Consider the following 23,920-nt stretch of genomic DNA (forward strand, 5'->3'; position numbering starts at 1 on the left):
GAAGGCGTAATTAGTATACTGTCACCGTATTAGCCTCAGGCCGCGGGCTTCGCTTCGATCATCCGCGACTTGTCGAAAACCGGATCCTGGTCGCGCAGCAGCAGGACCGGGGTGGAGAACGGGGCCAGGCGCTCGAGGAAGTCGAGCATCTCCATCACCGGCGCGTTGCGGAAGAAGCGGGCGTAGGGGATCGCCATCCAGAGCTGGTCGGCGTAGGCGTACAGCTCGTGCGGCCGGTCGCCCTGTCCGTCGCGGTCGCGGTCGAAGCCCTGGTAGTCGTCCCAGTAGTTGCCGCGCCAGACATTGTTGCGGGCGCTGCCGGCATCGCCCATCGCCACCTGCGACAGGTTGCCCTCGAAGGTGTTGCCGGCGACCACGGTGCCTTCCTTGTCGGCGAGGAAGCTGATGCCGACACCGTTGTAGGCAATGCGGTTGCCGCGAATGCTGATCGTGCTGTCGGGTTCGAAGGGCGACATGTCGAGGCCGACGCCGATCGCGCAGTAGATGATCTCGTTGCCCTCGACGAGCACGTCCGATGCCTCCTTGAAGCCGACCGCCATGCCGGTCGGCCCGTTGGCGCGCGAGAACAGGTTGTTGCGGATGGCGCCGCCGCCCGAGTACATGACGTAGACGCCGACGGCGTTGTCGTGGAAGCGGTTGCCCTCGACCAGGTTGTTGCTGGCGAACATGAAGTGGATCGAGTAGCGACTGCGCCGCGCCACGTTGTCGAGATAGCGGTTGTCGTTCGAATACCAGGCGACCATGTCGCGCGCATCCTCGATCAGGTTGTCGGCGATCAGGTTGCGGTGGCTGTACCAGAGGCGCAGGCTGTCGCCACGCGTGCCGAGATCGAAGGGCTTGGAGCGGATTCGGTTGCCGCGCACGACGTTGTCGTTGGCCTTCTTGAGATCGATGCCGAACAGGCAGTCGTCGATCTGCAGGTTCTCGATGCGGTTGCGGTCGCCACGGACGTTCAGGCAGGCGTCATCGGAATCGTGCGACACACCCGAGCCGACGAGCCGCAAGCCACGCAGGGCGGAATCGCTGGCGGCCAGGACGACGACCGTCCCCTTGCCGCCGCCGTCGATGGTCACCGCACCGCCGCCATCGATGGTCAGCGGCTTGTCGACCACCAGTGGACCCGAGTAAACGCCTGCCGGCGGCTTGAGGACCGAACCGGCCGGCGCGGTGTTGACGAGATCCTGCAGGAACGGCAGGCCGGCGACGCGTCCGGTCGTCGGGATCGTCACTTTCTCGTCGATGCTGCCCCAGCCGGCCGCAGCCGGCGCCGCCATGTCGCCGAAGCGCCTCTCGCCGGCATCGCTCTCCGGGCCGCGACCGGCGCCGCTGCGCCGCAGGGCGGTCAGCGCATCCTCGGCCCCCCCGGGGGTCGGGACGACGACCAGGGCCAAGCCGCAGGCGAGGCCGGCGATGAGCAGGCGGCCGAACACCCCCCCTACTCCGCCGTTCCTTCACGCATCTGCTTGCGGCGGATGAGCAGCGCCAGCAGCAGGCAGAGCATGACGCCTACGAGCAGCGCGTAACCCCAGTAGGGGTAGGAATAGGTCGAGAACTGCGCCACCTTGCCTTCGCCGAAAACCGTCGGCATGAAGGGCTTGACGGTGAAGGCGCCCCACGGATGCAGGTTGTGGCCGAAGAACCACAGCCAGCCGGCATAGGTGATGACGAAGTAGATCGGCAGCAGCGCCGGAACGAGCGCCAGCAGGAGCGAGAAGACGCGCAGCCGGGCGACGCCGACGACGAGGACGAGCATCGCGACGAGCGTGCCGGCGATCACCGCATGCGTGATGCGCGTGACGTTGTCGCCCCAGACCTGGATCTTCTCCGGCTCGTTGAAGAAGGTCCCGGTCTCGTTGACGTAATCCGCGACATGCGCCGACAGGGCGCCGAAGGCGTATTGGTCGAGCAGCATCCAGCCGGCGATGAGGCTGCAGCCGGCTGCCAGCACGAACACCCGCTGCTTGCGTCGAGGCAGCATGAAGGCAAGCAGCATGACGGCGAAGAAGGCGAAGAAGAATTTGGCCAGCGGCTTCTCGACCGGCGCGCCGGTGGCGATCGGGAACATGCCGACATAGTGGTTGATGGTGTTCATCTCATGCACGCAGTCGAGCCCCTGCGCACCCTTGTCGATGTCCTTGCCCTTGTCGGTGATCGGGTTGTAGCGCTCGTCCTCGTGCGAGAGATCCTTCTGGATGATCTCGTTCGCCATCCGCGTGCCCTTGCCGGCGGCCTTGCAGCCGTTGAAGACGCCGTTGAAATGGAAGTGGATGCGGATGCCGTCGGGAAAGGCATCCGGCGGATAGTTCGGCGCCGTCAGCGAGACCCACCAGATCGGCGCGAAATAGGCGACGATCATCAACACCATCGCCAGCGCCGTCAGCGCCGCGACGATCACGTTCTGCCTGCTGCCTGGTCCTGCCGACATTCTGTCCATCCTCGTGCGGGGACACTGCCCCGGCTGCGGCCGGCGGACACCAGCCGGCGACCCGCAGCATGTGATTCATTGTTGGTCGGCCCGCCGCATGTGCGGTCGGCGGGCCGGGTGTCGCTTGCGCGCGCAAGTCCCGCGCACGCGCTCGGCGCCAGTTCTACTTCTTCTTCGCTGGTGCCGCCTTGGCCTTGCACATGTTGCCCGGCATCACCAGGCTTGCCTGATAGGCCGAGATGGCGACCAGCTGGTCGTTGTTGTACTTCTTGATGATCCGCACCATGTCCGGGTTGGCGTTGCGCCGATGCCCATCGCGAATCTCGGTCATCTGGCGCAGCAGGTACTTGTAATGCTGGCCGGCGATCACCGGGTAGAACTTGTCCTTGACTCCCTCGCCGTTGGCGCCGTGGCACTCCTTGCACTCCTTCTCGTAGAGTTCCTTGCCGGTCGCGAGCTGCTTGTCGAGGTCCTTGCCGTCGTACTTGCCGTGCTCGAGCGGGATGCAGAGCTGCTCGATGTAGGCGGCGACGTCGGCCAGCTCCTGTGGATCGGTGAGCGTCGCCGCAAACGGGTACATCGTCGGGTTGTCGCGCAGGCCGGCGCGGATGTCCGCCATCTGCTTGATCAGCACGGTGGTGTGCTGGCCGGCGAGCTGCGGGAAGGTGCCGTCGGGACGGCCGGCACCGGAAGGAAGATGGCACGCACCACAGACTTCATAGGCTTCCTCGCCACGCTTGCGATCGCCCTTGAGCTTCAGTGCCTCGATCTTTTCGCCTTCCTGGGCGTTCCACTTGTAGTCCTTGCTCTCGATACCCTGCGTCTTCGGCGCCGGCGGGCCGGCATGCACGGCAGCCATGGCGACCACCGCCAGCGACACTGCCAGGATCAGCTTCTTCATTGCGAACTCCCTGTTGGTTGCGAAACGATGCCGTCAATCTAGCAACCGGCCCGCGCACTGGCGTTGATAATTGTCAAGTCGGGCCGGCGTCGCGGATCAGGGCTTCAGCTTCGAGATGTACTCGGCCAGCGCCTTGATCTCCTCGTCGTTGACCAGATGCATGACGCCCTTCATCGCCGCCGAATTCCCGTTGGCGCGCGCACCGCTCTTGATGTCGAGCATCTGCCGTTCGGCGTACTTGGCGTTCTGCCCGGCGATCTTCGGGTAGTCGGGCATCAGCGGCTTGGTTCCGGCCGGACCGTGGCAGGCGTTGCAGGTCTTCTCCGTATACAGCTTGGCGCCGTCGACCGCCATCGCCGGCGTTGCCAGAATGGCCAGCAGCAGCACAGGCATCGCACTCTTCATGGTTGTTCCTTCCTGATGTGAAAACGGGGAACAGCCTAAACCTGCTCCCCGTCGAGTTGCCTTGAGTCAGATCAATGACGCGGACTACTTGATCTTCTTGGCGCCGTTCTGCTCGAGATAGGTCTTCGCCCGCAGCCCGAGGTCGGCGGCCTTGACCTGGTACTGCCAGATTTGCTCGGTCCACAGCGCGGCGTTGTTCCAGTCCTTCTTCGCCGCCGCCTCATCGGCTTTCGCCTTGGCGTCCTTGATCTTGCCAAGCTGGTCGACCGCATCATCCATCATCGCGACGACGTCCGGGAAGTCCTTGTAGTTGACGCTGGTGATGTAGCCGACCACCGAGTCGATCACCGCCTGCGTGTCGGCAACCTTCTTCAGCTGCGTCTTGTAGTCCGCCTCGGTGTAGTTGGCGCCAGCGCCGGTCGAGGTCTTCGTCGGCTTCCAGCCCTTCGGCTTGACCAGCAGGTAACCCTGCATCTCGAGGTGCAGCGCCGAGCAGAACTCGGTGCAGTAGTACGGATAGACGCCTTCCTTGTCGGCCTTGAACTTCACCTGCACGGTCTTGCCCGGCTCGACCGAGGCATGCACGTTGTAGGTCGATACCGTGAACCCGTGCGTCTCGTCCTGCGCCCGTTCGAGGTTGGTGAGGTTGATGATCACTTCGTCGCCGACGTCGACCTCGATCGTTTCCGGCGTGATGTGCGAGCGGATCAGGGTGCCGAAGACTTCGACCTTGTTGCCCTTCTTGACGATCTTCTCCTCGCCGGCGCGGACGGCACCCGGGTGCGGCTTGTCGGTGCGGCTGTCGGTACCGACCTTGTAGCGAACGCCGGGCTTCAGCTTGCTGGCTTCGATGGCGACGACGTAGTGCGGCTCGCCAAGCGGCAGCGGCATGTCGTAGAGGAGCTGCATCTTGTCTTCGCTGATGTCGATCAGCTGGTGGTTCTGCGGATGCAGCGGGCCAACCGGAACGAAGCGGTCGATCGCCAGCTTGTTCAGCGCCACCAGGTAACGTCCCTTGGGATCGACCGAGTCGCCCTCCATCGTCACCAGGTGGCCGATGTTGTAGTGCACGCTGATCTTGTCGAGCACCTTGCCCTCGCAGAAGTTCCACTTGACGACCTGCGAGTCGACGTAGAGCGAGGTGTAGGCGACACAGGGCTTCGAGTCGTACTGCGTGTGCAGCGGGCCGAGGCCGAGCTGCACCTGCGTGTGCAGCGCATCCTTCATGCCGATCACCGGGATGCCGTAGGGATCCGTCGATTCGAACTTGCCGGCCTTGATCGCCGCCTGGATCTTGTCGAAGGAGTAGACCGAGACGTGCGTGTCGAGCTTGCCGGAAACGGTGATGAACTTGCCGTCGGGAGTGACATCGACACCGTGCGGCGACTTCGGTTCGGGCACCAGGAAGAGCACGCCCTCCTTCACCGCGGTGTCCATCATCAGCACGTCGTGGCCGTTGATCTTCTTCGCCTTGCCGGCGGCAACCAGATCGGCCGCCTTCTTCCAGTTGATCACGTGCAGGTAGTCGGTATCCTTGGCCGAGCAGCCGGCTTCATATGGCGGCCTACCCTTCTCGATGCCACCGACGTAGCGCTCGCTGCAGAACGAGTTGGTGAACGACCAGCCGTCCGACGGCCCCTTGCCGGCGTCGGAGAGGTCCTGGCTATACGGTGGCAGTTCGATCGAGAACGACTGCTTCGGATTGATGCGGCCTTCCTTGCGGTCGAACTTCCAGTAGGTGACGCCGCCGCGGTACTTCTCGTTGAACTCCTCGAGCGGGTAGAACTTCTTGTTCTCCAGCGGTGTCGCGTACTGCGCCGCCTCGATGACGTACTCGGTGTTCGGCGTGACGAAGGCGCCACCGTGCTCGGACTTGAAGATTGGGTTGCTGACGATCTGCTTGGTCTCGAAGTCGCGCAGGTCGATCACCGCCAGCCGCGGGTTTGCCTTGTCGTTGATGAACAGGAACTGGCCGTCGTACTTGCCCTGCGTCTCCGAGATCGCCGGGTGGTGCGTGTCACCCCAGGTGATGTCCTTGCCGTCGATGCGGCCCTGCGCCAGGACCGCCTTCGAGCTTTCGTCGAAACCGTAGCCCTGCCACGGTTCGGGAGTGAACACCCCGATGTACTTGAGGATGCGCATCGACGGGATGCCGTAGACGATCACCTGACCGGACTGGCCGCCCGACGAGAAGGCGACGAATTCGTCGCGCTTGCCGGTCGGCACGTAGGTCTTCGCCGCAGCCAGGATGTCCTGCTGTGAAAGGCTGCGACGCTTCATCACATCCTGCAGCGATTCGGCCGCCTGCAGGCTGCCGACCGCCGCACAGCCGAGCCCTGCCGCGAGCAGCATCGGCACGGCCCGTCCCGTACGCATTTTCATGGTTACTCTCCCTTTGATCAAATGGGTGCCACCCTTGCCTGCCCCGACCGCCATGCGTCCGGCCGCCGCTGCGGCAATATGTCGCACATTGTGGTCACATGCGCAGCCGGTTAATTTGAGCTGGATTAAATTTTGCGGATCATGCTGCATGGCAACATGGTGCAGCGATCGCGTTTCCGGTACCCACAAGGAAGCCGACGAGCGATAATCCACCAACCGCTCGCGATACCGCCGCTCCGCACCCACAGCCGATGACCAGGAACCTGCTGCTCGACACCGCCATCCTGCTCGCGCTCGCCGTTTTTGGCGTCGTCGCCTACAAGCTGGCGCCACTCCTGCAGCCGAAGACCGACGTCCTGCTGCCGGTGTCGAGCTGCAACCTGAACCAGCAGGCGTGCATCGCGACCCTGCCCGACGGCGGCCAGATGGAGTTCTCGATCGAACCGCGGCCGATCCCGGCGCTGCGGCCGCTGCAACTGCAGGCGAGCTTCCGCGGCAGCGCCGTGCGCCGGGTCGAGGTCGACCTCGCCGGCACCGAAATGAAGATGGGCTACAACCGTCCGCTGCTCGAAGCGCAGGGCGACGGCAAGCGCTTCAGCGGCCAGGCCAGCCTGCCGGTGTGCATCACCGGCAGCATGGAATGGGAGGCGACGGTTCTCGTCGATGACGGCAAGGCGCTGATCGCCGTTCCCTTCCGCTTCGTCAGCGGCAACTGAAGGAGTCGCAGCGGGCATGCGGACCAGCGGATTCCTGATCGCGCTCATCGCGCTGCTCGCCGCCGCGCTGCTCTACCTCGCCGTGTTCTGGGAGCCGCTGCCGCAGCGCCCGATAGAGAGGATCGTCGCGCACGGCCAGCTGCCGCCGGGAACGGCGCCGCGCGGCGGCGATTTCGTCCTGCAGGGCCCGCACGGCCCGGTGGCGCTCGCCGACTACCGTGGCAAGGTGGTGCTGATCTACTTCGGCTACACGTGGTGCCCGGACGTCTGTCCGACCTCGCTGTCGCTGCTGGCGCAGGCGATCGCCGACCTCGATCCGGTCGAGCGCGAGCGCGTGCAGCCGATCTTCATCTCGGTGGACCCGGAGCGCGACACGCCGGCGCGGCTCAAGGAATACGCGCCCTTCTTCCACCCGGCGCTGATCGGCCTCAGCGGCTCGCGCGAGCAGATCGCCGCCGTCGCCACCGCCTACGGATCGAGCTACCAGAAGCAGCCGGCGAACGCCGAGGGCAACTACGCCGTCGACCACTCGTCGGCGACCTACGTCGTCGACCCGCAGGGGAGGCTCGCCGGCAGCCTGCCGCACGCCGCGACGCCGGCGCAGATCGTCGCCTTCGTCCGCCAGCAACTGGTGGCAGGCGACACCCGTTGAAGCCGCCGCGCCACCACCGGCCAGACCGCCCGCCGGACCGACAGGAGATCGCGCCAATGCCCTCGCCGCTTGCGACCCTTGCCCTCGCCGCGCTGCTCGCGCTGCCCACCGGCGCGACTGCCGCCGACAGCGGCCTGGTCGTCAGCGACCCCTACGTCCGCCTGATGCCGCCGGGGTCGCCGACCACGGCCGCCTTCATGAGCATCAGCAACCGCAGCGGCAGCGACCGCCGCCTGCTGCAGGCCGAAAGCCCGGTGGCGCGGTCGGTCGAACTGCACACCCACGTCGACGACCACGGCGTCATGCGCATGCGGCGGGTCACGGCGATAGAGATTCCAGCCGGCGGCCACGCCGAACTGCACTCCGGCGGCCAGCACGTCATGCTGATCGGCCTGCGGCAACCGCTGCAGGATGGGGAAAGGGTGCCGCTGACGCTGCGCTTCGACGACGGCAGCAGCCAGCAGCTCGCCGTGCCGGTGAGGCGAGCGCCGGCGGCGCATGGCAGGCACTGAGCGCCGCGCTGCCGGCAAGCGTGGCAGACCAGAGGGAGCAGACGCATGCCCGCACCGGGTGCCCGCGAATCCGGACAGGCGATGGCCGCCAGCGGCAGCCATCGTTCGTTGCCGAAGAGCATCTGGCTGCTCGGAATGGTCTCGATGTTCATGGACATCTCGTCCGAGCTGGTGCATTGCCTGCTGCCGATGTTCATGGCCGGCGTCCTCGGCGCGTCGATGCTGGCGATCGGCATCGTCGAAGGCATCGCCGAAGCGACGGCGGCCATCGCCAAGGTCTTCTCGGGCGCGATCAGTGATCGTTTTCGCCGGCGCAAGATGCTCGTCGTGCTCGGCTACGGCCTCGGTGCCTGCAGCAAGCCGGCGTTTCCGCTCGCCTCGACGATCGACCTGGTCGTCGCCGCGCGCTTCGTCGATCGCGTCGGCAAGGGAATCCGGGGCGCGCCGCGCGACGCGCTCGTCGCCGATCTCGTGCCCCCCGGGCAACGGGGCGCCGCCTACGGCCTGCGCCAGGCCCTCGACTCCGCCGGCGCCTTTCTCGGTCCGCTGCTCGCGATCGCCTTCATGCTCTGGCTGGCGAGCGACATCCGTCTCGTGCTGTGGGTGGCGGTCGCACCGGCGTTCGTCGCGCTGCTGCTGACGCTCGCGCTGCGCGAGCCACGACCACCCCCGGTCGCCAGCGCCCCGCGCGAACGCCTCCGCCTGCGGCTCGGCAGGAGGCTGCCGCGGCACTTCTGGCTGGTCGTCGCCCTGGGCGCCGTCTTCACCCTGGCGCGCTTCAGCGAAGCCTTCCTGATCCTCCGAGCGCAGGATGTCGGTCTCGCCGCTGCCCACGTGCCGGCAATCCTGATCGTGCTGAACGCCGTCTACGCCGCGCTCGCCTACCCCGCCGGCGCCATCGCCGACCGGCTTGCGGCGCGCTCGTTGCTGCTGCCTGGACTCGGCGTGCTGGTCGTCGCCGACGTCGTTCTGGCGATCGCCGATTCGCCCGTCATCGCCTTCGCCGGCGCGGCGCTCTGGGGACTGCACCTGGCGCTGACGCAGGGGCTGCTCGCCAAGCTCGTCGCCGATGCCGCACCCGAAGCGCTGCGCGCAACGGCGTTCGGCATCTTCAACCTGGTGACGGGCGGCGCACTCCTGCTGGCGAGCGTTGTCGCCGGATGGCTGTGGAGCACCTTCGGCGCGGCGGCGACCTTCAGCGCCGGAGCAGCGTTCGCCGCCATCGCGGCGGCCGGGTTGCTGCTCCATCGCCCGCAGGGGCCTGCCGCTGCGGGTGTCGAGTGAAGGTGATCGACCGCCCCTGGACAGCAGGCTCCGAAACGACGACGGCGACCAAGGTCGCCGTCTTCTCAGGACCGCGGCGCGGATCAGGCTTTGCGGCGGCGGCGCGAAAGCCCGAGAGCGGCCATTCCCATGCCGAGCAGAGCGAGTGCAGCCGGTTCCGGAACTTGCCCGACATCGCCTTGCGTGTCGGAGGCCACGATCCTGAAGTTGTCGAGCGCGGCATAGCCGCCAACCAGTTCGTCGATGACCAGGGTGACGTTGCCGTTGGTATTGCCGGTGGTATCGAGACCGACAATGTGGTTCGTCCAGTTGAACACGTTCGGCGCCGAGGACAGCGCACCCGTGATGTCGACTGAATCCAGCAGGGTCGCCGTGCCCACATTGGCAACGCCGATCGGATTGTCATACAGCGACAGGCGGAAGGAAGGAGCCAGTCCACCTGTTGGCACGAACGGCCCACCCCAGAAGTCCAGGTCTATCGACGAGACATCGAGCTGGAAATTGAAGAACTTGTAGGCACCGATGTTGAAGGACAGGCCGAGACGATCATCATTGGCGCTCGACAGCATGCCGACGACGTAGCTGCCTGCCCTGCCCTGCGGATCCTGAAAGCCCGCGCCGCCCCACGCCAGGTTGCCGCCGACACGCAGGGTCTCCACCGTCCACTGTTGCGCGAAAGTGAAACCTGCCGGTTGATTGGGGTAAATGTCGTTGACGCTGGAATAGCTGGCATCCTTGCCGCCAAGGCCGGTATTGACATTGAAGGCGGGCAGGTCCGGGTTCTCGAAGTTCTGCGAGTACAACAGGACGCTGGCCTGGGAGGCCGACGCGCTGAAAACCAGCATGGCGGCAAGCAAAGTGCGATTCAATTTCATGAAAAACTCCGAACGGTTGTTGTTGTAACGGTCCACAAGCACATTCCATGCCAAAAAGATTTGCCGTTGCGATTCATGGCTTTGCTTGTTCTCGGCGAAGCGAGGTGTAAGATTCCTCGACATGAGGCACGGGCGAGCGGCGCCTGCCGGATACGAATCGGCCCGCGGCCTCTCGGCTGATGATTCCGGCCGCGGCGAGTGCCTGCCGCAGACGCTCAGTACTTGATCGAACAGCCGCAGGGCGTCCTCGCAGCGAGCAACACCGCTTTGCCGGCGAGCACCTCGCTCACCGCCATGCGGATGTGGTTGCGCGCAGCGGGAACGTCCGCCGGGTGGGCCGAGTGCCGGTCGTCGATGGCGCCCTCGCAGACCACCCTGCCGGCCGGATCGATCAGGTACGGGTGCGGTGCCGTCTTCGCAGCGTCGGTCTGCCCGGCGGCACCGATCGCGTCGCCGTTCGCCCGTGGCAGCGAAGCCGGCAGCGCTGGCCCGACCGGACAACCGGAACGCCCTGCACGCCGCTCCTACCGCACCGGATGATGACGAGAAAGCATGTCAACCATCCGACGCCATGCGTCTGCTGCATCCTCGACGCGATGGTTCCGTCCGTCGAGATTGAAGCCGTGGTCCGCGTTCGGATACACCACCAGTTGCAGGGGAATCTGTCGCGCCTTGGCCAGCGACTCGATCTCCCGCATGTGCTCGATGAGACAGCAGTTCTGGTAGCGGTCGAGCTCCGCTGCGAGTACGAGAACCGGGATGTGGATCCGGCCCACGACACCGCCGAGATTCTTCGCCCAACTCGTTGCCGGGTAGTGAAGCACAGCTGCCTTGACCAGTTCGGACATTGCCAGTCCGTGCGCGAGCACCCCGCCGCCGCCCTGCGAGAAGCCGATCAGCATCACCTTGCTGCTCGCACCGTTCGTCGAATCCAGCGCCGTCGTGATCACTGCGCGCAGGTTCTGTGCCCCGTCCTGTTGTCGCGTGAGGATGTCCCGGCCGTCGATCAGCACGGCGCGATAGCCAAGCTCAGCCACTTGCCTCGCGTAGGCGCGGTAGTTCGGCGGCCCGGACTGCCCGGAGACCACGACGACGACGGGTCCCTGTCCGGACTTCGGCAGGAATACCTCCTGCGCCGGTCGACCCTGCGCCATGACCGCGAGCGGCCACAGTCCACAGAGCGTCAGCCCCCAAGTCAGGACGGCCCACCGTGTCGTCTTGCCAGCCTGTCGAATCCAGCTCTGCATCCCGCTCCCCTCTTTCGGCCTGTTCCCGCCGCCCGTGCCCACGTGACGGACCGCGCGCCAGCCGGCCCGTCGTCTGCAGCCCCGCGTTGGCGACTCCAGCGGCTGCAGCCGCCTGCAATGCCGGGCCCTGCCACGAAGCATGCCGATCCGGCACCGCGCAGGATCAGCCTCCCGTCCCGTCATCCGGACAACGAAGTGCTCTGGCCCTTGTGGCGCCAGCTCCCGGACTGGATCGCTGTGGGACCAGGGACGACGGCCGTGCCTGCCGGGCAGCGCTGCGATTGTAGCCTTCCACGCGTCGGATTCAGCCGTTCTCGTTGCCACCGGCCGCCCTGGCTGCTGCCCTCACCGCCCTGGGAGCCGCTTGTCCCCGGAGGAAGAACACGGTAGCCTTGCCGCCGCGCAGCGGCAGCAGACGCGCCGGCGTCGCAAGCGCCGCGACGCGTCACGGCGCCAGCAACCGGCGCCAACTGGAGGAGGCAACGACGCTTGGGAAAGTTCTGTCGGCCGCGGCTGCCGCGGGTGCATGTACGTGATCGCCTGTTCCGGCTCATCGACGACGGGCTGCAGGCAACGGCCGTGTGGATCGCCGGTTGCGCCGGCGCGGGCAAGACCACCCTCATCGGCAGCTACCTCGACAGCCGGCACCGCGCCGCGGTCTGGTACCAGGTCGATCGCGGCGACACCGATGCCGCCGGCGTCTGCCATTTCCTTCGCCAGGCAACCGCCGGCACGACTGCGGCCGCCGCCGGCAGCATGCTGCCGCTCGACGCACTCGCCAGCGCCGATCTGCGGGCCTTCTTCCGGCACTACTTCGCCGACCTCTACGGCGGCTGGTCGGCCCCGACCACACTCGTCTTCGACAATGCGCAGGAAGCGCTCTCGGCCTCGACCTTCCGTGCGCTGCTCGTCGCTGCCATCCACGAAGCCCCGGCCAGCATCCGCCTGCTGATCGCCAGCCGGGTACGGCCGCCGCGGGACTTCGCGCGCCTGCTCGCCAGCGGCGAGCTGGTCGTCTTCGACCCGGGCGAACTCCCATTCAGCGAAGACGAATCGCTCGCCGTGCAGCGACTCGCGCGACCGCTGACGGGGACCCGTTCTCTGAGCCAGATGAACCGGCTGCACCAGCTCAGTCGCGGCTGGCCGGCGGGACTCAAGTTGCTGCTGCAGTTGCCGCAGGCGCAGGCCAGCCGACTGGATGACGGCACCACCGCCGATCAGGAAGCGCTCTTCAGCTACCTCGCGGGCGAGATCTTCGAGCAGCAATCGCTCGCCGTGCAGCACATCCTGCTCGAGCTCGCCCACTTCCCGCGCATGAGCGCCGGCATGGCCGAAGAGCTGTGCGGCAGCGCGCAGGCGGTCGAGGTCCTCGCAACGATGCATCACGACAGCGTCCTCACCACCCTGCACGGCGACACCGAACAGGCGCAGTACGAATTCCACCCGCTGCTGCGCGAGTTCCTGCGCCGCCGCGCTCTGGCGCAACTCGCCGGCGACGAGCAGGCGCGCCTGCGCCGTCGTGCCGCCGCCCTCCTGGTCGGGTCTGGCGACCTCGAGTCGGCCGCCCAGCTGCTGATCGACGGCCGCCACTGGGACGAACTGCGCGAGCTGATCGGCAACACGGCCGGATCGCTGCTGCGCAAGGGCGCGCACCGCACCCTCGCCGACTGGCTGCAGGCCCTGCCCGCCGGGCTGCGCGACCCGGACCCGTGGTTGAGCTACTGGCACGGCGAAGCCGAACTGCACTTCGCTCCGCCACTGGCGCAGGAGCGCTTCGCGCGGGCCTGCCGGCTGTTCCGCGAGCGCGGTGACGGCGACGGCGCCTACCTCGCCTGGTCGGCGAGCGTCGACCTGATCTGCCTCGAATGGGCCGACTTCAGTCAGCTCGACTACTGGCTGGATGAGGTCACGTCGCTGCGCGCGTCTTTCGGCGATCCCCCGGCTGCGCTGCACGAGCGCTTCACGGCGAGCATGTTCAGCGCGCTGATGTTCCGCCGACCACAGGACCCCGCCATCCACGCCGTCGCGGCGCGCCTGCTCGGCCTCGTCGAACGCTGCACCGACCCTGGCCAGCGCCTGCTTCTCGGCTGCAACCTGCACATCTACTACACCGTCTGCGTCGGCCGCCACGCCGAAGTCGAGCGGCTGATGAACGCGCTGCGCCCACCCGACGAAACCGACCTGCCACCGGTCTTCGCCGTCCTCTGGGACGCGCTGCAGGCGATGGATCACTGGCGCCATGGCCGCTGTGCGCAGACGGTCAGCACGGCCACGAGAGGGGTTCGCCGGGCACGCGAGCACGGCTTGCGCATGTGGGACTTCCTGCTCGCCGCACTCGAGGTCTATGGCTGGGTCAACGACGGCGTCGCCGATCGCGCAGGACTGGCGCTGCAACGCTTCGAGCGGATGATCGAACCGAGGCGCCGGATCGATCTCGCTCATTTCCACTATCTGACGGCGCTACAGCGGCTCGTCGCTGGTGATGGTGCCCGCGCACTTGCCGCCGTCGAGGCGGCTGAGGCGATCTCCAGCCACTGCGGTGGACCGCACCAGCGCGCGCTCGACGGCCTGGCACTGGCGCAGGCGCTGCACGCCTGCGGCCGTGCCGGCGAGGCCTGGCGGGCGCTCGCGAGTGCCCGCCGCTTTGGCGAGATGATGCAGGGCGAGGTCCTCGCCTATCAGGCCGACCTGTGCGAAGCGAGCTTCGCCCTGGATGCCGGTGACGAGGCGCGCTGCGCCGCGGCGCTGCAGCGCGCCTTCAGCGTCGGCGCGCGGCAGGATTACCGCAACCACCAGCATTTCTTCCCCGCCGAGATGGCCCGTCTCTGCGCCTTCGCCCTCGAACACGACATCGTCCCGGACTTCGCACGCCGCCTGATCGCCATCCGGCGTCTCAAGCCGCCGCGCATCGACCTGCCGCAGTGGCCTTGGCCGGTGCGCATCCACACGCTCGGCCGCTTCAGCCTGGTCGTCAACGGACAGCCGGTCGGCACGGCCGCTGGCCTGACACAGAAGAAGCCCCTCGAACTGCTGCGTGTCCTGGTCGCACTCGGCGGGCGAGAGATCCGGATCGGCGACGCGATCGGCGAGACCTGGGCCGCGGACGGAACGGTCGGCGGCGAGCGCCCGGCAGCGGCGGCACGACGCCGGCGTCCACCGGCGGTCGCGGTTGAGCCGGCGGCGATCGGCAAGCGCGAGCGCGGCGCCTTCGACAGCGCCCTCTCACGCCTGCGGCGCATCCTCGGCGGCGGCGACGGCGAGGCGGATGATGTGGTGCTGGTCGAGGACGGGCTGCTGCGGCTCAATCCCGACCGCTGCCGGGTCGACCTCTGGTGTTGCCAGCGTGCGCTGGGCACGGTGCGCGCGCTGCTCGATGCGCCCGAGCCGGCGCCGGCGGAGCTGCTGGCAAGCGCGCGCGAGCTGCTGCGCCACTACCAGGGCGACTTCCTCGCCCGCGAAGCGCCGCTGCCGTGCTTCACCCGCCTGCGCGACGACCTGCGCCAGCAGATGGTCACGGCGCTCGCCGATCTCGCCGCCGCCCTCTGTCGCACCGGTCTGCACGACGAGGCGGCGAAGCTGTACGCCCGGGCGACGGCGATCGACCCCTGCCGCGAGCGGCTCTACCGCGACTGGATGAGCTGCCTGCAGCAGCAGGACGAACTCGCGGAAGGACTGCGCGTCTACCAGCGCTGCCGCGAGGTGCTCGCCGATCGCCTCGGCAGCCGCCCGTCGGCGACGACCGAAGCGCTTCGTCGCGCGCTCCTGAAAGCGTCGGCCAGCACCGAAGCGCGCGACTGACACACAACCCGGTCGATCCTCAGGGCGACTGCAGCCCGTCGGCCCGCAGCCGGCCGGCGGCTGCCACCGGTCCGGCTAGGGCCGCTTGCCGACACCGTTTCGGCCCTCGCTCCGCGAGGCGGTAGTCCTGCCACGCCCGCCCCGGGCTGCGACGGAGGGGGCGACAAGGACACTCACCCGGTGCAACGGCGTCACGTCGGTTTTCCGCGCACGGGGCGGTGGTTTCGTTCGTGCACGGGAGTCAGGCGGAGGCATGGCCGATGCAGCTTCCGGTCGTTCGCGGATGGTCGAGGATCGATGCTCTCGACACCGCCTGCCGGGTGCTCCGGCGGCCGAGATGTATGTCGCAGGTAAGAAGAAGATCGTCCGCCGCAGCCCATTTCCGTCTGCTAGATTCCAGCGTTGCAAGCCACCGCCCGGCCACCCTGTCGGCGCGGCGGCGCTGGCCCGCGAGTGCCTCGCCAAGGCCAGGAATCGACCATGCCACCGTTTTCCCTGGAGAGCACATGTCTCGCGTCATCTCGGTCGACGACATCGTCATCAGCAAGTCCGCTGCCCACGCGGTGTTCACGGTGCGCCTGTCCGAAGCCGACCCACGGGCTCCGGTGACGGTCAGGTGGACGCTCATCGGACTGACTTCGGCGAACGGTGACGAGCGTGACGATGAGTTCGGCACGCTTGTCTTTGAGCCGGGAGTCGTCGAGCGGACCATCAGCGTCTCGCTGGCGAGCAGACGTGTATCCGCAAGGACGGAGACACTGGCGCTGATCATCTCCTCGGCGAGCGCAAATGCGGTCATCGGCAACACGGTGGCGATCGCGACGATCATCGACTGCACGGCGGCGCTGGGACGGCCGCTGGTGACGGTCGACGACTGCGTGGTGGACAGTTCGATGAGGGAGGCGAGTTTCGTCGTGACGCTCGACCGGCCCTCGACGAGTCTCGTGGCGATGAGCTACGCGACGCAGGACGCCGGCGCGGTGGCCGGACGCCACTACGTCGCGACCAGCGGCCACCTCGACTTTGCCCCTGGCGAAACGGCGAAGACGGTCAAGGTCACCCTGCTCGATGCGATGGCAGCCGAATCCGCCGATGCCTTCAACCTCATCCTGTCGCGGCTGACCGGCGCGACGACGCTCGACCCGGCGGGGACGGCGATCATCGCCGGGAAAGCTCGCCCGCTGCTGCTTCCGCCTGAGCGAAGAATGGGCGATATCGTCGTCCGCTCGAGCCAGTCCCCCGGCCACGCGCTCGTGCCTGCCGACGATCGGCACTGCGGCAGCTGGGGCATGGAGTACGGCACCTCCGGCGAGGGCACGGATGGCGACTTCCTCGACCACGCCGGCTTCCTGGCCCCGGGCCCCGACGAAATGCTGCGCACGATGTGGCTGAGCCTGACCGGCGACGCGGCAGAGGAGCCGAGCCGGCGGAGCGCTTCGCGCGCTTGTCCCCCTGCGACGCCGACGGGACAGCGACGAGTGCGCGCCAGCAGGCAACGGCGACGGTCATCGCCGAAGCTGCTGCGGCGCGCGGGGCGCCGCTGGTCCTCGCTGAGCGTTCTGTAGGCAGGCGCCCACGCCCAATTTCTACCTGCCGCGGGCTCGTTCCGGGAACACCGGGCGCCGAGCGCCGCGACCGACGGCGAGGTATTTCAGCGATCCGGCGGCATCGCCAGCCGCCACGCCCCGCAAGCCGCGCAGCGGTCACGTCGTCGATCGCGGCAGGCACCGGTCCCCGGCGCGCTGCTCAGAGCGCCAGCAATTGCCGCGTGTGCCGTGCGATCATCAGTTCCTCGTTGGTCGGCAGCACCCACGCCGAAGCCTTGCCGCCGCGGCTGATGCATGGGCCGCCAGCCTCGTTGGCTGCGCGATCGATCTCGATTCCCAGCCACGCAGCCTGCTCGCAGACGAGTTCGCGAATGCGTGCGCTGTTCTCGCCGATGCCGGCAGTGAACACCAGCGCGTCGAGGCCGCCGAGAACCGCGGCGAGCGCGCCGAGTTCACGACCGATCCGGTATACGAAGTGCTCTATCGCCAGCCTGGCGCGCGCGTCCTCGCTTGCCAGCAAGACCCGCATGTCGTTGCCGATGCCCGACAGGCCGAGCAGACCCGAGCGCTTGTAGAGCAGATCCTCGATCTGCTGCGCGCTCATTCCCTCCTGCTGCAGCAGGTAGAGGACGATGCCGGGATCCATGTTGCCCGGCCGCGTCCCCATCAGCAGGCCGTCGAGGGCGGTGAAGCCCATCGAACTGCCGATGCTGCGACCGGCGCGCATGGCGCACATGCTGGCGCCGCTGCCGAGGTGGGCGACGACCACCCGCCCGCCGGCGACCGCCGGCGCGACCGCCGGCAGGGCGCCGGCGATGTACTCGTACGACAGGCCGTGGAAGCCGTAGCGGCGCACGCCGCGCTCGAAATACTCGTAGGGCAGGCCGTAGAACTGCGCGACGCGCTCCTGCGTCTGGTGGAAGGCGGTGTCGAAACAGGCGACCTGTGGCAGATCGGGCTGCACCTCGTGCACGGCACGGATCGCCGCCAGATTGTGCGGCTGATGCAGCGGCGCCAGCGGGATGAAGTCCTCGAGGCGGCGCATCGCTTCCGGCGTCACCAGCAGGGGAGCCGCGTAGTCGGGGCCGCCATGCACGACGCGATGGCCGACACCGGCCAGCACGCTGCCCTGGAAACGCGAGCGCAGCAGTCCGGCGATCCGCTGCAGCGCCTGCGCATGACCGCTCACCTCGCCCTTGTCCCACTGCTCGTCGGCAATCCGCTCGCCGGCGCCATCCTTGACCTTAAGCCGCGGCGCGGTCCCCAGGCCCTCGACCTGGCCGACTGCGACGGCGCGCATCTCGCCCGCTGCCGGCAACGCAAACAGCGAGAACTTGAGGCTCGACGAGCCCGCGTTGAGAACCAGGATCAGTTTTTCCATTTCAGACTCCTGCCGGGGCTGGCGCCTGGCCAGCCGCCGCGCTGGCCATCAGGACCGCAACCGCGCACGACGCGAGCTTGGTGCGCCGGTTGTCGGCGCGGCTGGTGAGGATGATCGGCACGCGCGCGCCGAGGACGACGCCGGCGCCGTCGGCGTTGCTCATGAAGGTGAGCTGCTTGGCGAGGATGTTGCCCGCAGCGAGATCCGGTACGACGACGATGTCCGGATCGCCGGCGACCGGCGAGTCGATCTTCTTGATGCGTGCCGCTTCCTTGCTGATCGCATTGTCGAGCGCCAGCGGACCGTCGAGGATCGCACCGCTGATCTGGCCCCGGTCCGCCATCTTGCACAACGAGGCGGCATCGGTGGTGCACACCATGCGCGAATTGATCGACTCGACGGCGCAGATGATCGCCACCTTCGGCCTTTCGATGCCGAGCACGTGCGCCAGATCGATCGCGTTCTGGCAGATGTCACGCTTGGTATCGAGATCGGGGGCGATGTTGATCGCCGCATCGGTGACGATCAGCCCCTTGTGGTAAGTCGGCACGTCCATCAGGAAGGCGTGCGTGATGCGCCGCTCGGTGCGCAGCCCGGTGGTCTTGCTGACCACCTCGGCCATCAGTTCGTCGGTGTGCAGGCTGCCCTTCATCAATGCGGCCGCCTCACCGAGGCGTATCAGCTCGACGGCGCGGAAGGCGGCGGCATGGCTGTGCGGCACGTCGTCGATGCGCACGCCGGCGAGGTCGAGGCCGGCCTGCTCTGCCACCGCACGCAGGCGCGCGACGGGGCCGACGAGGATCGGCTCGATCAGACCCTCGCGTTTCGCCTGCAGCGCCGCGGCAAGCGACGACTCGTCACACGGATGGGCGACGGCGACCGATACCGGCGGCAGTTGCTGGCAGCGCTCGACGAAGCGCCCGAAGTTGTCGTGGCTCTGGATCGAGATGCTGGCCGCATCCGGACGTTCCATGCGCACCTTGGCCTGCGGCGCGATGACGCGCGCGGTGCCGGTCATGATCGTCTCGCCGCGGCCGTTGACCCCGCGGCAGGCGAAGCTGACCCGCCTGCTGGCCGGATCCCTGGCCGTGGCGGTGATCGAGATCGTCACCTGCTCACCGACCGCCAGCGGTGCCAGGAACTCGAGATCCTGACCCGCATGTACCGTCCCCGGGCCGGGAAGCTGCTTGCCGAGAAGGCCGGAAACCTGCGCCCCGAGCCACATGCTGTGCGCGGCGAGGTCGTTCGGCCCGAGCTGCCGGTCGAGCTCGCTGTCGAGCCGGGTCGGACTGAGGTCCCCGGAGACGGCGGCGAACAGCTGCACGTCGTTGAGGCTCAGGGTGTGCGTGATGCTGGCGCTGTCGCCGATGCTGATCTCGTCGAAACAACGGTTCTCGAGGGTGTCCGGGGTCATGATCGACTCGCTGGGGGTGAGGGTGATGGCTGCCGGGCGATGGGCAACGACATCGCTCGCAGGTGATCGCGCACCCTGCCGACATCCAGGAAATAGTGACACAGCTCGACGCCGTCATGCAGAAGGACGGGCACCAGCTCATCGTAGACCTCCAGCAGCGCCGCATCGTCGTCGACGTCGAGCACTTCGACCTCGACGCCGAACTCGTCGACAAGCGGCGCCAGCGCCGCCTGCATGTCGGAACAGAGATGGCAGCAGGAGCGCGAAAGCAGCGTCAGCTTCATCGACGGCCTCACTCGCCGCGCTTCTCGGGCGCCGCCTTGATGGTGACGAAGGTCTGCAACTCGCCGCGCCGGACCAGGAGCGTGACACTGGCCGACTTGTCGAGCTGTGCAAGCAGCCGGTTGAACTGCTCGACGCTCTTCAGTTCGATGCTCTCGCCGCGCGCGATCAGCGCCAGCAGAATGTCGCCCGGCCGCAGATCGGCCCGCGCCGCCGTGTTGCGCACGTCTTCGACCAGCAGGCCCGCATCGATCTTGAGTTCGCGCTTCTGCTCCGGCGTCGGTTCCGCCACCACCAGTCCGAGACGGTTGGCGGCCCGCTCGGCTGGCTTGGCGCTGCGGCTGCTGCGGCCGGCGGCCTTCTCCTCGGCCGGAATCTCCGCGACGACGAGCACGAGATCGCGCGTCGCGCCCTTGCGCCAGACCTGGATCGTCGCCCTGCTGCCCGGTTTGGTGCCACCGACGATGCGCGGCAAGTCGCCCGAACCGGCGATCGGCTTGCCGTCGAAACGGAGAATCACGTCGCCCGGTTCGACTCCGGCCTTGTCCGCCGGGCCGCCCTTCTCGACCGCGTTCACCACGGCACCCTGCGCCTTGGCGAGGCCGAAGGACTCCGCCAGCTCCTTCGTCACCTCCTGGATGACGACGCCGATGCGGCCCCGGCTGACCTTGCCATTGGCGCGCAACTGCCCCTGCACCTCCATCGCGACGTCGATCGGGATGGCGAAGGAAATCCCCATGAAGCCGCCCGATCGACTGTAGATCTGTGAGTTGATGCCGACCACCTCGCCCCTCATGTTGAACAGCGGCCCGCCCGAATTGCCCGGATTCACCGCGACATCGGTCTGGATGAAGGGAACGAAGTTCTCCTGCGGCAGCGAGCGCCCCTTGGCGCTGACGATGCCGGCGGTGACGCTGTTGTCGAAGCCGAACGGTGAGCCGATCGCGACGACCCACTCGCCGACCTTGAGCACCCCCGGATCACCCAGGCGAACGGTCGGCAGACCGCTCGCCTCGATCTTGATCAACGCCACGTCGGTGCGCTTGTCGGTGCCGATGACGCGCGCCTTGAACTCGCGTTTGTCGGTCAGGCGGACGAGGATCTCGTCGGCCGACTCGACGACGTGCGCATTGGTCAGGATGTAGCCATCGGCGCTGATGACGAAGCCCGAGCCGAGCGAGCGGCTCTCGAACTCGCGCGGCATCCCGGGAATACCCGGCATCCCGGGCTGGCGCGGGATGAAGCGGCGGAAGAACTCGTACATCGGGTCGTTTTCGTCGAACGGGAAGGGTTGCGCTCCCCTGCCGCCGCTGCGTTGTGTCTGCGTGGTGCTGATGTTCACCACGGCCGGCCCCTGTTTCTCGACCAGCTCGGTGAAATCGGGCAATCCCCTGTTCTGCGACTGCGCCGGCAGCGAGAAGAGGACGAAGAAGAAGGCAAGAAGAAGTTGTCTCATGGCCCCCGCGGTCTCCTGGTTGAGGTCTGGGATGAGTGCACTGGCGCTCCCCTTCGGCTTCAGTGGGGATCCTCGCCGTAAAATCAAGACCGGATCGATGGTTGCAGACCCTGCTCCTTCCGCCAGCGCATCTGGGCCCGGCGCAGGAGCAACCAGCCGAGCGACAGACCGGCGATCGCCCCACCGATCGCACCCGCTTCGCCGGCGATCGCCGAACCGGCGAATGCCCCGCCAAGCAGCGCGAGCAGCGGCTGCACGTAGGCATGCAGCGCGCTGCGGCCGAGCGATCCGCCGGCGAGGACGATCTGCACCCGCTCGCCAACCTGTCGCCCGTCCGGGTTCGGCACGCTGAAGGTCCGCGGCGTGTGGCAGAAGAGCCTCGCGGCCTGACTGCCGCCGCAGCCGCCCGGCTGCCGGCAGCGGCCGCAGCCCGTCTCGTCGATGCGGATCGTCGCCTGCTCGCCGGCGAGCGCGACCACCGTACCCCAGGCTTCATTCATCGCCAGCTCCCGCCGGCCGACCGTCGTGCCCCGGGGCAAAGTCGGCTCGCCGCGACAATGGCAAGGACTGCCTGCTCATCACTACCAGCGGCGGTCCGCCGATACGTCGAGGAGTGGACGCAGCTTTTCGGCGACTGCCTCGCGCGCACGGAAAATGCGCGACCGGACGGTACCGATCGGGCAACTCATGGCACTGGCGATCTCTTCATAGCTCAGGCCATCGATCTCGCGCAGGACGATCGCATGGCGCAGTTCCTCCGGCAGCGCGTCCATCGCAGCATTCACCGTCTCGCCGATCTGCCGCGTCAGCAGCAGACTTTCCGGCGTGTTGATGTCACGCAGCTGACTGGCGTCCTCGAAGACCTCGGCCTCCTCGGCATCGAACTCGGTCGAGGTCGGCGCGCGGCGACCCTGGGCCACGAGGTAGTTCTTGGCGGTGTTGATCGAGATGCGGTAGAGCCAGGTGTAGAAGGCGCTGTCGCCGCGAAACGAGGGCAGCGCGCGAAAGGCCTTGATGAAGGCTTCCTGTGCCACATCCTCGACCTCGGCCGGATCGCGCACGAAGCGCGACAGCAGGCGCGCGACCTTGCGCTGGTACTTGGCGACCAGCACCTCGAAAGCGCGTTTGTCCCCCGCCTGCGCACGTTCCACCAGCAGCTGGTCCGTCTCGCGTTCGCTCATGCCCTGCGGCCTTCCTGTGCCATTTCGGTGCCGAATCGATGCCCAATGAGCGGCGAGTATAGCGCATGCCCTCGGGCGGGTTCGTAACAGCGCATGACGGGTTTCGTCGCCCGCTGCGCTCCGGCAGGTGCATTGCGCAGCGATCGCAGCGCTGGTCATGCCCCTGGCAATGGCCCATAATTCCTCTCCTCGCCGCAGCGCCTCAAACCAGCATCCGCCGGAGCCACCATGAACCTCCCTCCCTTGCCCCTCCCCCACCGCCCGCTGGGCGTGGCCGCCATCTTCGTCGGCCTGCTGCTCGTCGCCACCACCGGCTGCAGCGAGAAGAAGTCTGCAACGCCCGTGACGCCGGTCGTCGAGGTCGTGCAGGTGGTCCAGAGGGACGTGCCGATCTACATGGAATGGGTGGGGACGATGGACGGCAACATCAACGCGGTGATCCGGCCGCAGGTGACCGGCTACCTGATCAAGCAGAACTACCGCGAAGGCGACCTCGTGAAGAAGGGTCAGCCGCTGTTCGAAATCGACCCGCGCACCTTCGAGGCGGCGGTCGATGAGGCCAAGGGGGTTCGCGCCCAGAAGGTTGCCCGTTTCGAGACTGCCTCGGCGAACCTCGCCCGCGTCAGGCCACTGGCGGAGAAGAACGCGGTCAGCCAGAAGGATCTAGACGACGCGACCGGGTCCTTCCAGTCGGCCAAGGCGGAACTGGAGGCCGCCGACGCCAACCTGAAGACGGCGAAGCTCAACCTCGGCTTCACCCGGATCACCTCGCCGATCACCGGTATCGCCGGCATCGCCAGGGCGCAGATCGGCGACCTGCTGAGCCCGGGCGGCGCCGAGCTGACGACGGTTTCGTCGGTCGACCCGATCAAGGTCTATTTCAACATCAGCGAACAGGAATACCTCAAGGTGGCAACCGCCGCCAGCGCAGCGGGCAAGTCGCCGGAAGACGTGCCGCTCGAACTGATTCTGGTCGACGGCTCGACCTATCCGCACCAGGGCAAGGTCTCTGTGCTCAACCGCCAGGTCGATGTCACCACCGGCACCTTCAAGGTCGCCTCCCTCTTCGCCAATGCCAACAACCTGCTGCGCCCGGGCCAGTTCGGTCGCATCCGGGCGACGATGAAGGTCGTCAAGGGCGCGCTGCTGGTGCCGCAACGGGCGGTGACCGAGATGCAGGGCAAGTTCCTGCTCGCCGTCGTCGGCGCCGACAACAAGGTCGACATCCGCCCGGTCGTCGTCGGCGACCGCATCGGCAGCGACTGGCTGATCGCCGAGGGCCTGAAGCCCGGCGAAACGGTGGTCGCCGAGGGCACGCAGAAGGTCAGGCCGGGGATGACGGTCGAGACCAGACCCTTCGTTGCGGCCGCGCCACCGGCGACAGGCGCCCCCGGCAAGGCCGCAGCCGGGCCCGCCGCAGCCGCTGCCAAGGAATAAGCCG

General features: G+C 67.4%; 21 protein-coding genes. 7 read left to right on the top strand and 14 right to left on the bottom strand.

The window, feature by feature from the left end; all coding sequences use genetic code 11:
• Positions 1–35: 35 nt before the first annotated feature.
• From nosD to nosZ, 5 genes are all read right to left on the bottom strand, one after another.
• Complete coding sequence (gene nosD, locus NFW30_RS08195; RefSeq protein WP_295355061.1) at positions 36–1,451, bottom strand: nitrous oxide reductase family maturation protein NosD; 1,416 nt, start codon at positions 1,449–1,451, stop codon at positions 36–38.
• Positions 1,452–1,456: 5 nt separating this feature from the next.
• The gene (locus NFW30_RS08200; RefSeq protein WP_295355064.1) at positions 1,457–2,446 is read right to left on the bottom strand and encodes a hypothetical protein; all 990 of its coding nucleotides are present in this window, start codon (positions 2,444–2,446) and stop codon (positions 1,457–1,459) included.
• 163 nt (positions 2,447–2,609) lie between these two features.
• On the bottom strand, positions 2,610–3,347 hold the full coding sequence (locus NFW30_RS08205; protein ID WP_295355066.1) for a c-type cytochrome: 738 nt from the start codon (positions 3,345–3,347) through the stop codon (positions 2,610–2,612).
• A 96-nt stretch (positions 3,348–3,443) separates the two neighbouring features.
• A complete protein-coding gene (locus tag NFW30_RS08210; RefSeq protein WP_295355068.1) occupies positions 3,444–3,752 on the bottom strand; it encodes a c-type cytochrome in 309 nt (102 codons plus the stop codon).
• 84 nt (positions 3,753–3,836) lie between these two features.
• Positions 3,837–6,104 carry a Sec-dependent nitrous-oxide reductase gene (nosZ, locus tag NFW30_RS08215; RefSeq protein ID WP_295355172.1) on the bottom strand — a complete coding sequence of 756 codons (2,268 nt, stop codon included), beginning with the start codon at positions 6,102–6,104 and terminating at the stop codon, positions 3,837–3,839.
• A gap of 281 nt (positions 6,105–6,385) precedes the next feature.
• Between nosZ and NFW30_RS08220 the strand changes: the two genes are divergently transcribed.
• Genes NFW30_RS08220 through NFW30_RS08235 form a run of 4 tightly spaced genes read left to right on the top strand, consistent with a single transcriptional unit; the run spans position 6,386 to position 9,298 of the window.
• Entirely contained in the window at positions 6,386–6,850 is a 465-nt protein-coding gene (locus NFW30_RS08220) for a hypothetical protein (protein ID WP_295355070.1), read from the top strand.
• A gap of 16 nt (positions 6,851–6,866) precedes the next feature.
• Positions 6,867–7,502 carry an SCO family protein gene (locus NFW30_RS08225; RefSeq protein WP_295355072.1) on the top strand — a complete coding sequence of 212 codons (636 nt, stop codon included), beginning with the start codon at positions 6,867–6,869 and terminating at the stop codon, positions 7,500–7,502.
• 56 nt (positions 7,503–7,558) lie between these two features.
• The gene (locus NFW30_RS08230) at positions 7,559–8,014 is read left to right on the top strand and encodes a copper chaperone PCu(A)C (RefSeq protein ID WP_295355078.1); all 456 of its coding nucleotides are present in this window, start codon (positions 7,559–7,561) and stop codon (positions 8,012–8,014) included.
• 45 nt (positions 8,015–8,059) lie between these two features.
• Positions 8,060–9,298, top strand: a complete 1,239-nt coding sequence (locus NFW30_RS08235; RefSeq protein WP_295355085.1) for an MFS transporter — start codon at positions 8,060–8,062, stop codon at positions 9,296–9,298.
• Between the two features lie 83 nt (positions 9,299–9,381).
• On the opposite strand, the gene NFW30_RS08240 is transcribed toward NFW30_RS08235, so the two are convergent.
• From NFW30_RS08240 to NFW30_RS08250, 3 genes are all read right to left on the bottom strand, one after another.
• Positions 9,382–10,209, bottom strand: a complete 828-nt coding sequence (locus NFW30_RS08240) for a PEP-CTERM sorting domain-containing protein (RefSeq protein ID WP_295355091.1) — start codon at positions 10,207–10,209, stop codon at positions 9,382–9,384.
• Between the two features lie 179 nt (positions 10,210–10,388).
• Positions 10,389–10,547: a hypothetical protein gene (locus tag NFW30_RS08245; protein WP_295355097.1), complete on the bottom strand. Its 159-nt coding sequence runs from the start codon at positions 10,545–10,547 to the stop codon at positions 10,389–10,391.
• 150 nt (positions 10,548–10,697) lie between these two features.
• Positions 10,698–11,420 carry a dienelactone hydrolase family protein gene (locus NFW30_RS08250; protein WP_295355101.1) on the bottom strand — a complete coding sequence of 241 codons (723 nt, stop codon included), beginning with the start codon at positions 11,418–11,420 and terminating at the stop codon, positions 10,698–10,700.
• Positions 11,421–11,909: 489 nt separating this feature from the next.
• Here NFW30_RS08250 and NFW30_RS08255 point away from each other — a divergent pair, with 489 nt between their 5' ends.
• Together NFW30_RS08255 and NFW30_RS08260 are read left to right on the top strand one after the other, a co-directional pair.
• Positions 11,910–15,218, top strand: coding sequence for a BTAD domain-containing putative transcriptional regulator (locus NFW30_RS08255; RefSeq protein WP_295355103.1), 3,309 nt, complete (start codon positions 11,910–11,912; stop codon positions 15,216–15,218).
• 506 nt (positions 15,219–15,724) lie between these two features.
• Positions 15,725–16,783 (top strand): Calx-beta domain-containing protein, encoded by a 1,059-nt coding sequence (locus NFW30_RS08260; protein ID WP_295355111.1) that lies wholly within the window; start codon positions 15,725–15,727, stop codon positions 16,781–16,783.
• Positions 16,784–16,964: 181 nt separating this feature from the next.
• On the opposite strand, the gene NFW30_RS08265 is transcribed toward NFW30_RS08260, so the two are convergent.
• The 6 genes from NFW30_RS08265 to rpoE form a co-directional block, all read right to left on the bottom strand.
• Positions 16,965–18,146, bottom strand: a complete 1,182-nt coding sequence (locus NFW30_RS08265) for an acetate/propionate family kinase (protein ID WP_295355114.1) — start codon at positions 18,144–18,146, stop codon at positions 16,965–16,967.
• 1 nt (position 18,147) lies between these two features.
• Complete coding sequence (locus NFW30_RS08270) at positions 18,148–19,560, bottom strand: bifunctional enoyl-CoA hydratase/phosphate acetyltransferase (RefSeq protein WP_295355115.1); 1,413 nt, start codon at positions 19,558–19,560, stop codon at positions 18,148–18,150.
• A complete protein-coding gene (locus tag NFW30_RS08275; RefSeq protein WP_295355117.1) occupies positions 19,557–19,844 on the bottom strand; it encodes a glutaredoxin family protein in 288 nt (95 codons plus the stop codon). Before NFW30_RS08275 ends, NFW30_RS08270 begins: the two co-directional genes overlap by 4 nt.
• 8 nt (positions 19,845–19,852) lie before the next feature.
• Positions 19,853–21,298 carry a DegQ family serine endoprotease gene (locus tag NFW30_RS08280; protein ID WP_295355119.1) on the bottom strand — a complete coding sequence of 482 codons (1,446 nt, stop codon included), beginning with the start codon at positions 21,296–21,298 and terminating at the stop codon, positions 19,853–19,855.
• A gap of 83 nt (positions 21,299–21,381) precedes the next feature.
• Entirely contained in the window at positions 21,382–21,798 is a 417-nt protein-coding gene (locus NFW30_RS08285; protein WP_295355121.1) for a SoxR reducing system RseC family protein, read from the bottom strand.
• An 81-nt stretch (positions 21,799–21,879) separates the two neighbouring features.
• Positions 21,880–22,479: an RNA polymerase sigma factor RpoE gene (gene rpoE / locus NFW30_RS08290; RefSeq protein ID WP_295355123.1), complete on the bottom strand. Its 600-nt coding sequence runs from the start codon at positions 22,477–22,479 to the stop codon at positions 21,880–21,882.
• A 228-nt stretch (positions 22,480–22,707) separates the two neighbouring features.
• Between rpoE and NFW30_RS08295 the strand changes: the two genes are divergently transcribed.
• Positions 22,708–23,916 (top strand): efflux RND transporter periplasmic adaptor subunit, encoded by a 1,209-nt coding sequence (locus NFW30_RS08295; RefSeq protein ID WP_295355125.1) that lies wholly within the window; start codon positions 22,708–22,710, stop codon positions 23,914–23,916.
• Positions 23,917–23,920 lie beyond the last annotated feature (4 nt).

Origin of the sequence: Accumulibacter sp. (assembly GCF_023806635.1) — a bacterium.
GTDB lineage: Bacteria > Pseudomonadota > Gammaproteobacteria > Burkholderiales > Rhodocyclaceae > Accumulibacter.

Excerpts from the sequence above, each read along its gene's own strand:
- nosZ (WP_295355172.1), bottom strand. The coding sequence starts at position 6,104 with ATGCTGCTCGCGGCAGGGCTCGGCTGTGCGGCGGTCGGCAGCCTGCAG.
- NFW30_RS08280 (WP_295355119.1), bottom strand. The coding sequence starts at position 21,298 with ATGAGACAACTTCTTCTTGCCTTCTTCTTCGTCCTCTTCTCGCTGCCG.
- NFW30_RS08270 (WP_295355115.1), bottom strand. The coding sequence starts at position 19,560 with ATGACCCCGGACACCCTCGAGAACCGTTGTTTCGACGAGATCAGCATC.
- NFW30_RS08210 (WP_295355068.1), bottom strand. The coding sequence starts at position 3,752 with ATGAAGAGTGCGATGCCTGTGCTGCTGCTGGCCATTCTGGCAACGCCG.
- NFW30_RS08205 (WP_295355066.1), bottom strand. The coding sequence starts at position 3,347 with ATGAAGAAGCTGATCCTGGCAGTGTCGCTGGCGGTGGTCGCCATGGCT.
- NFW30_RS08275 (WP_295355117.1), bottom strand. The coding sequence starts at position 19,844 with ATGAAGCTGACGCTGCTTTCGCGCTCCTGCTGCCATCTCTGTTCCGAC.
- NFW30_RS08200 (WP_295355064.1), bottom strand. The coding sequence starts at position 2,446 with ATGTCGGCAGGACCAGGCAGCAGGCAGAACGTGATCGTCGCGGCGCTG.
- NFW30_RS08285 (WP_295355121.1), bottom strand. The coding sequence starts at position 21,798 with ATGAATGAAGCCTGGGGTACGGTGGTCGCGCTCGCCGGCGAGCAGGCG.
- NFW30_RS08220 (WP_295355070.1), top strand. The coding sequence starts at position 6,386 with ATGACCAGGAACCTGCTGCTCGACACCGCCATCCTGCTCGCGCTCGCC.
- NFW30_RS08235 (WP_295355085.1), top strand. The coding sequence starts at position 8,060 with ATGCCCGCACCGGGTGCCCGCGAATCCGGACAGGCGATGGCCGCCAGC.
- NFW30_RS08265 (WP_295355114.1), bottom strand. The coding sequence starts at position 18,146 with ATGGAAAAACTGATCCTGGTTCTCAACGCGGGCTCGTCGAGCCTCAAG.
- NFW30_RS08295 (WP_295355125.1), top strand. The coding sequence starts at position 22,708 with ATGAACCTCCCTCCCTTGCCCCTCCCCCACCGCCCGCTGGGCGTGGCC.
- NFW30_RS08250 (WP_295355101.1), bottom strand. The coding sequence starts at position 11,420 with ATGCAGAGCTGGATTCGACAGGCTGGCAAGACGACACGGTGGGCCGTC.
- NFW30_RS08225 (WP_295355072.1), top strand. The coding sequence starts at position 6,867 with ATGCGGACCAGCGGATTCCTGATCGCGCTCATCGCGCTGCTCGCCGCC.
- NFW30_RS08230 (WP_295355078.1), top strand. The coding sequence starts at position 7,559 with ATGCCCTCGCCGCTTGCGACCCTTGCCCTCGCCGCGCTGCTCGCGCTG.
- NFW30_RS08260 (WP_295355111.1), top strand. The coding sequence starts at position 15,725 with ATGTCTCGCGTCATCTCGGTCGACGACATCGTCATCAGCAAGTCCGCT.
- rpoE (WP_295355123.1), bottom strand. The coding sequence starts at position 22,479 with ATGAGCGAACGCGAGACGGACCAGCTGCTGGTGGAACGTGCGCAGGCG.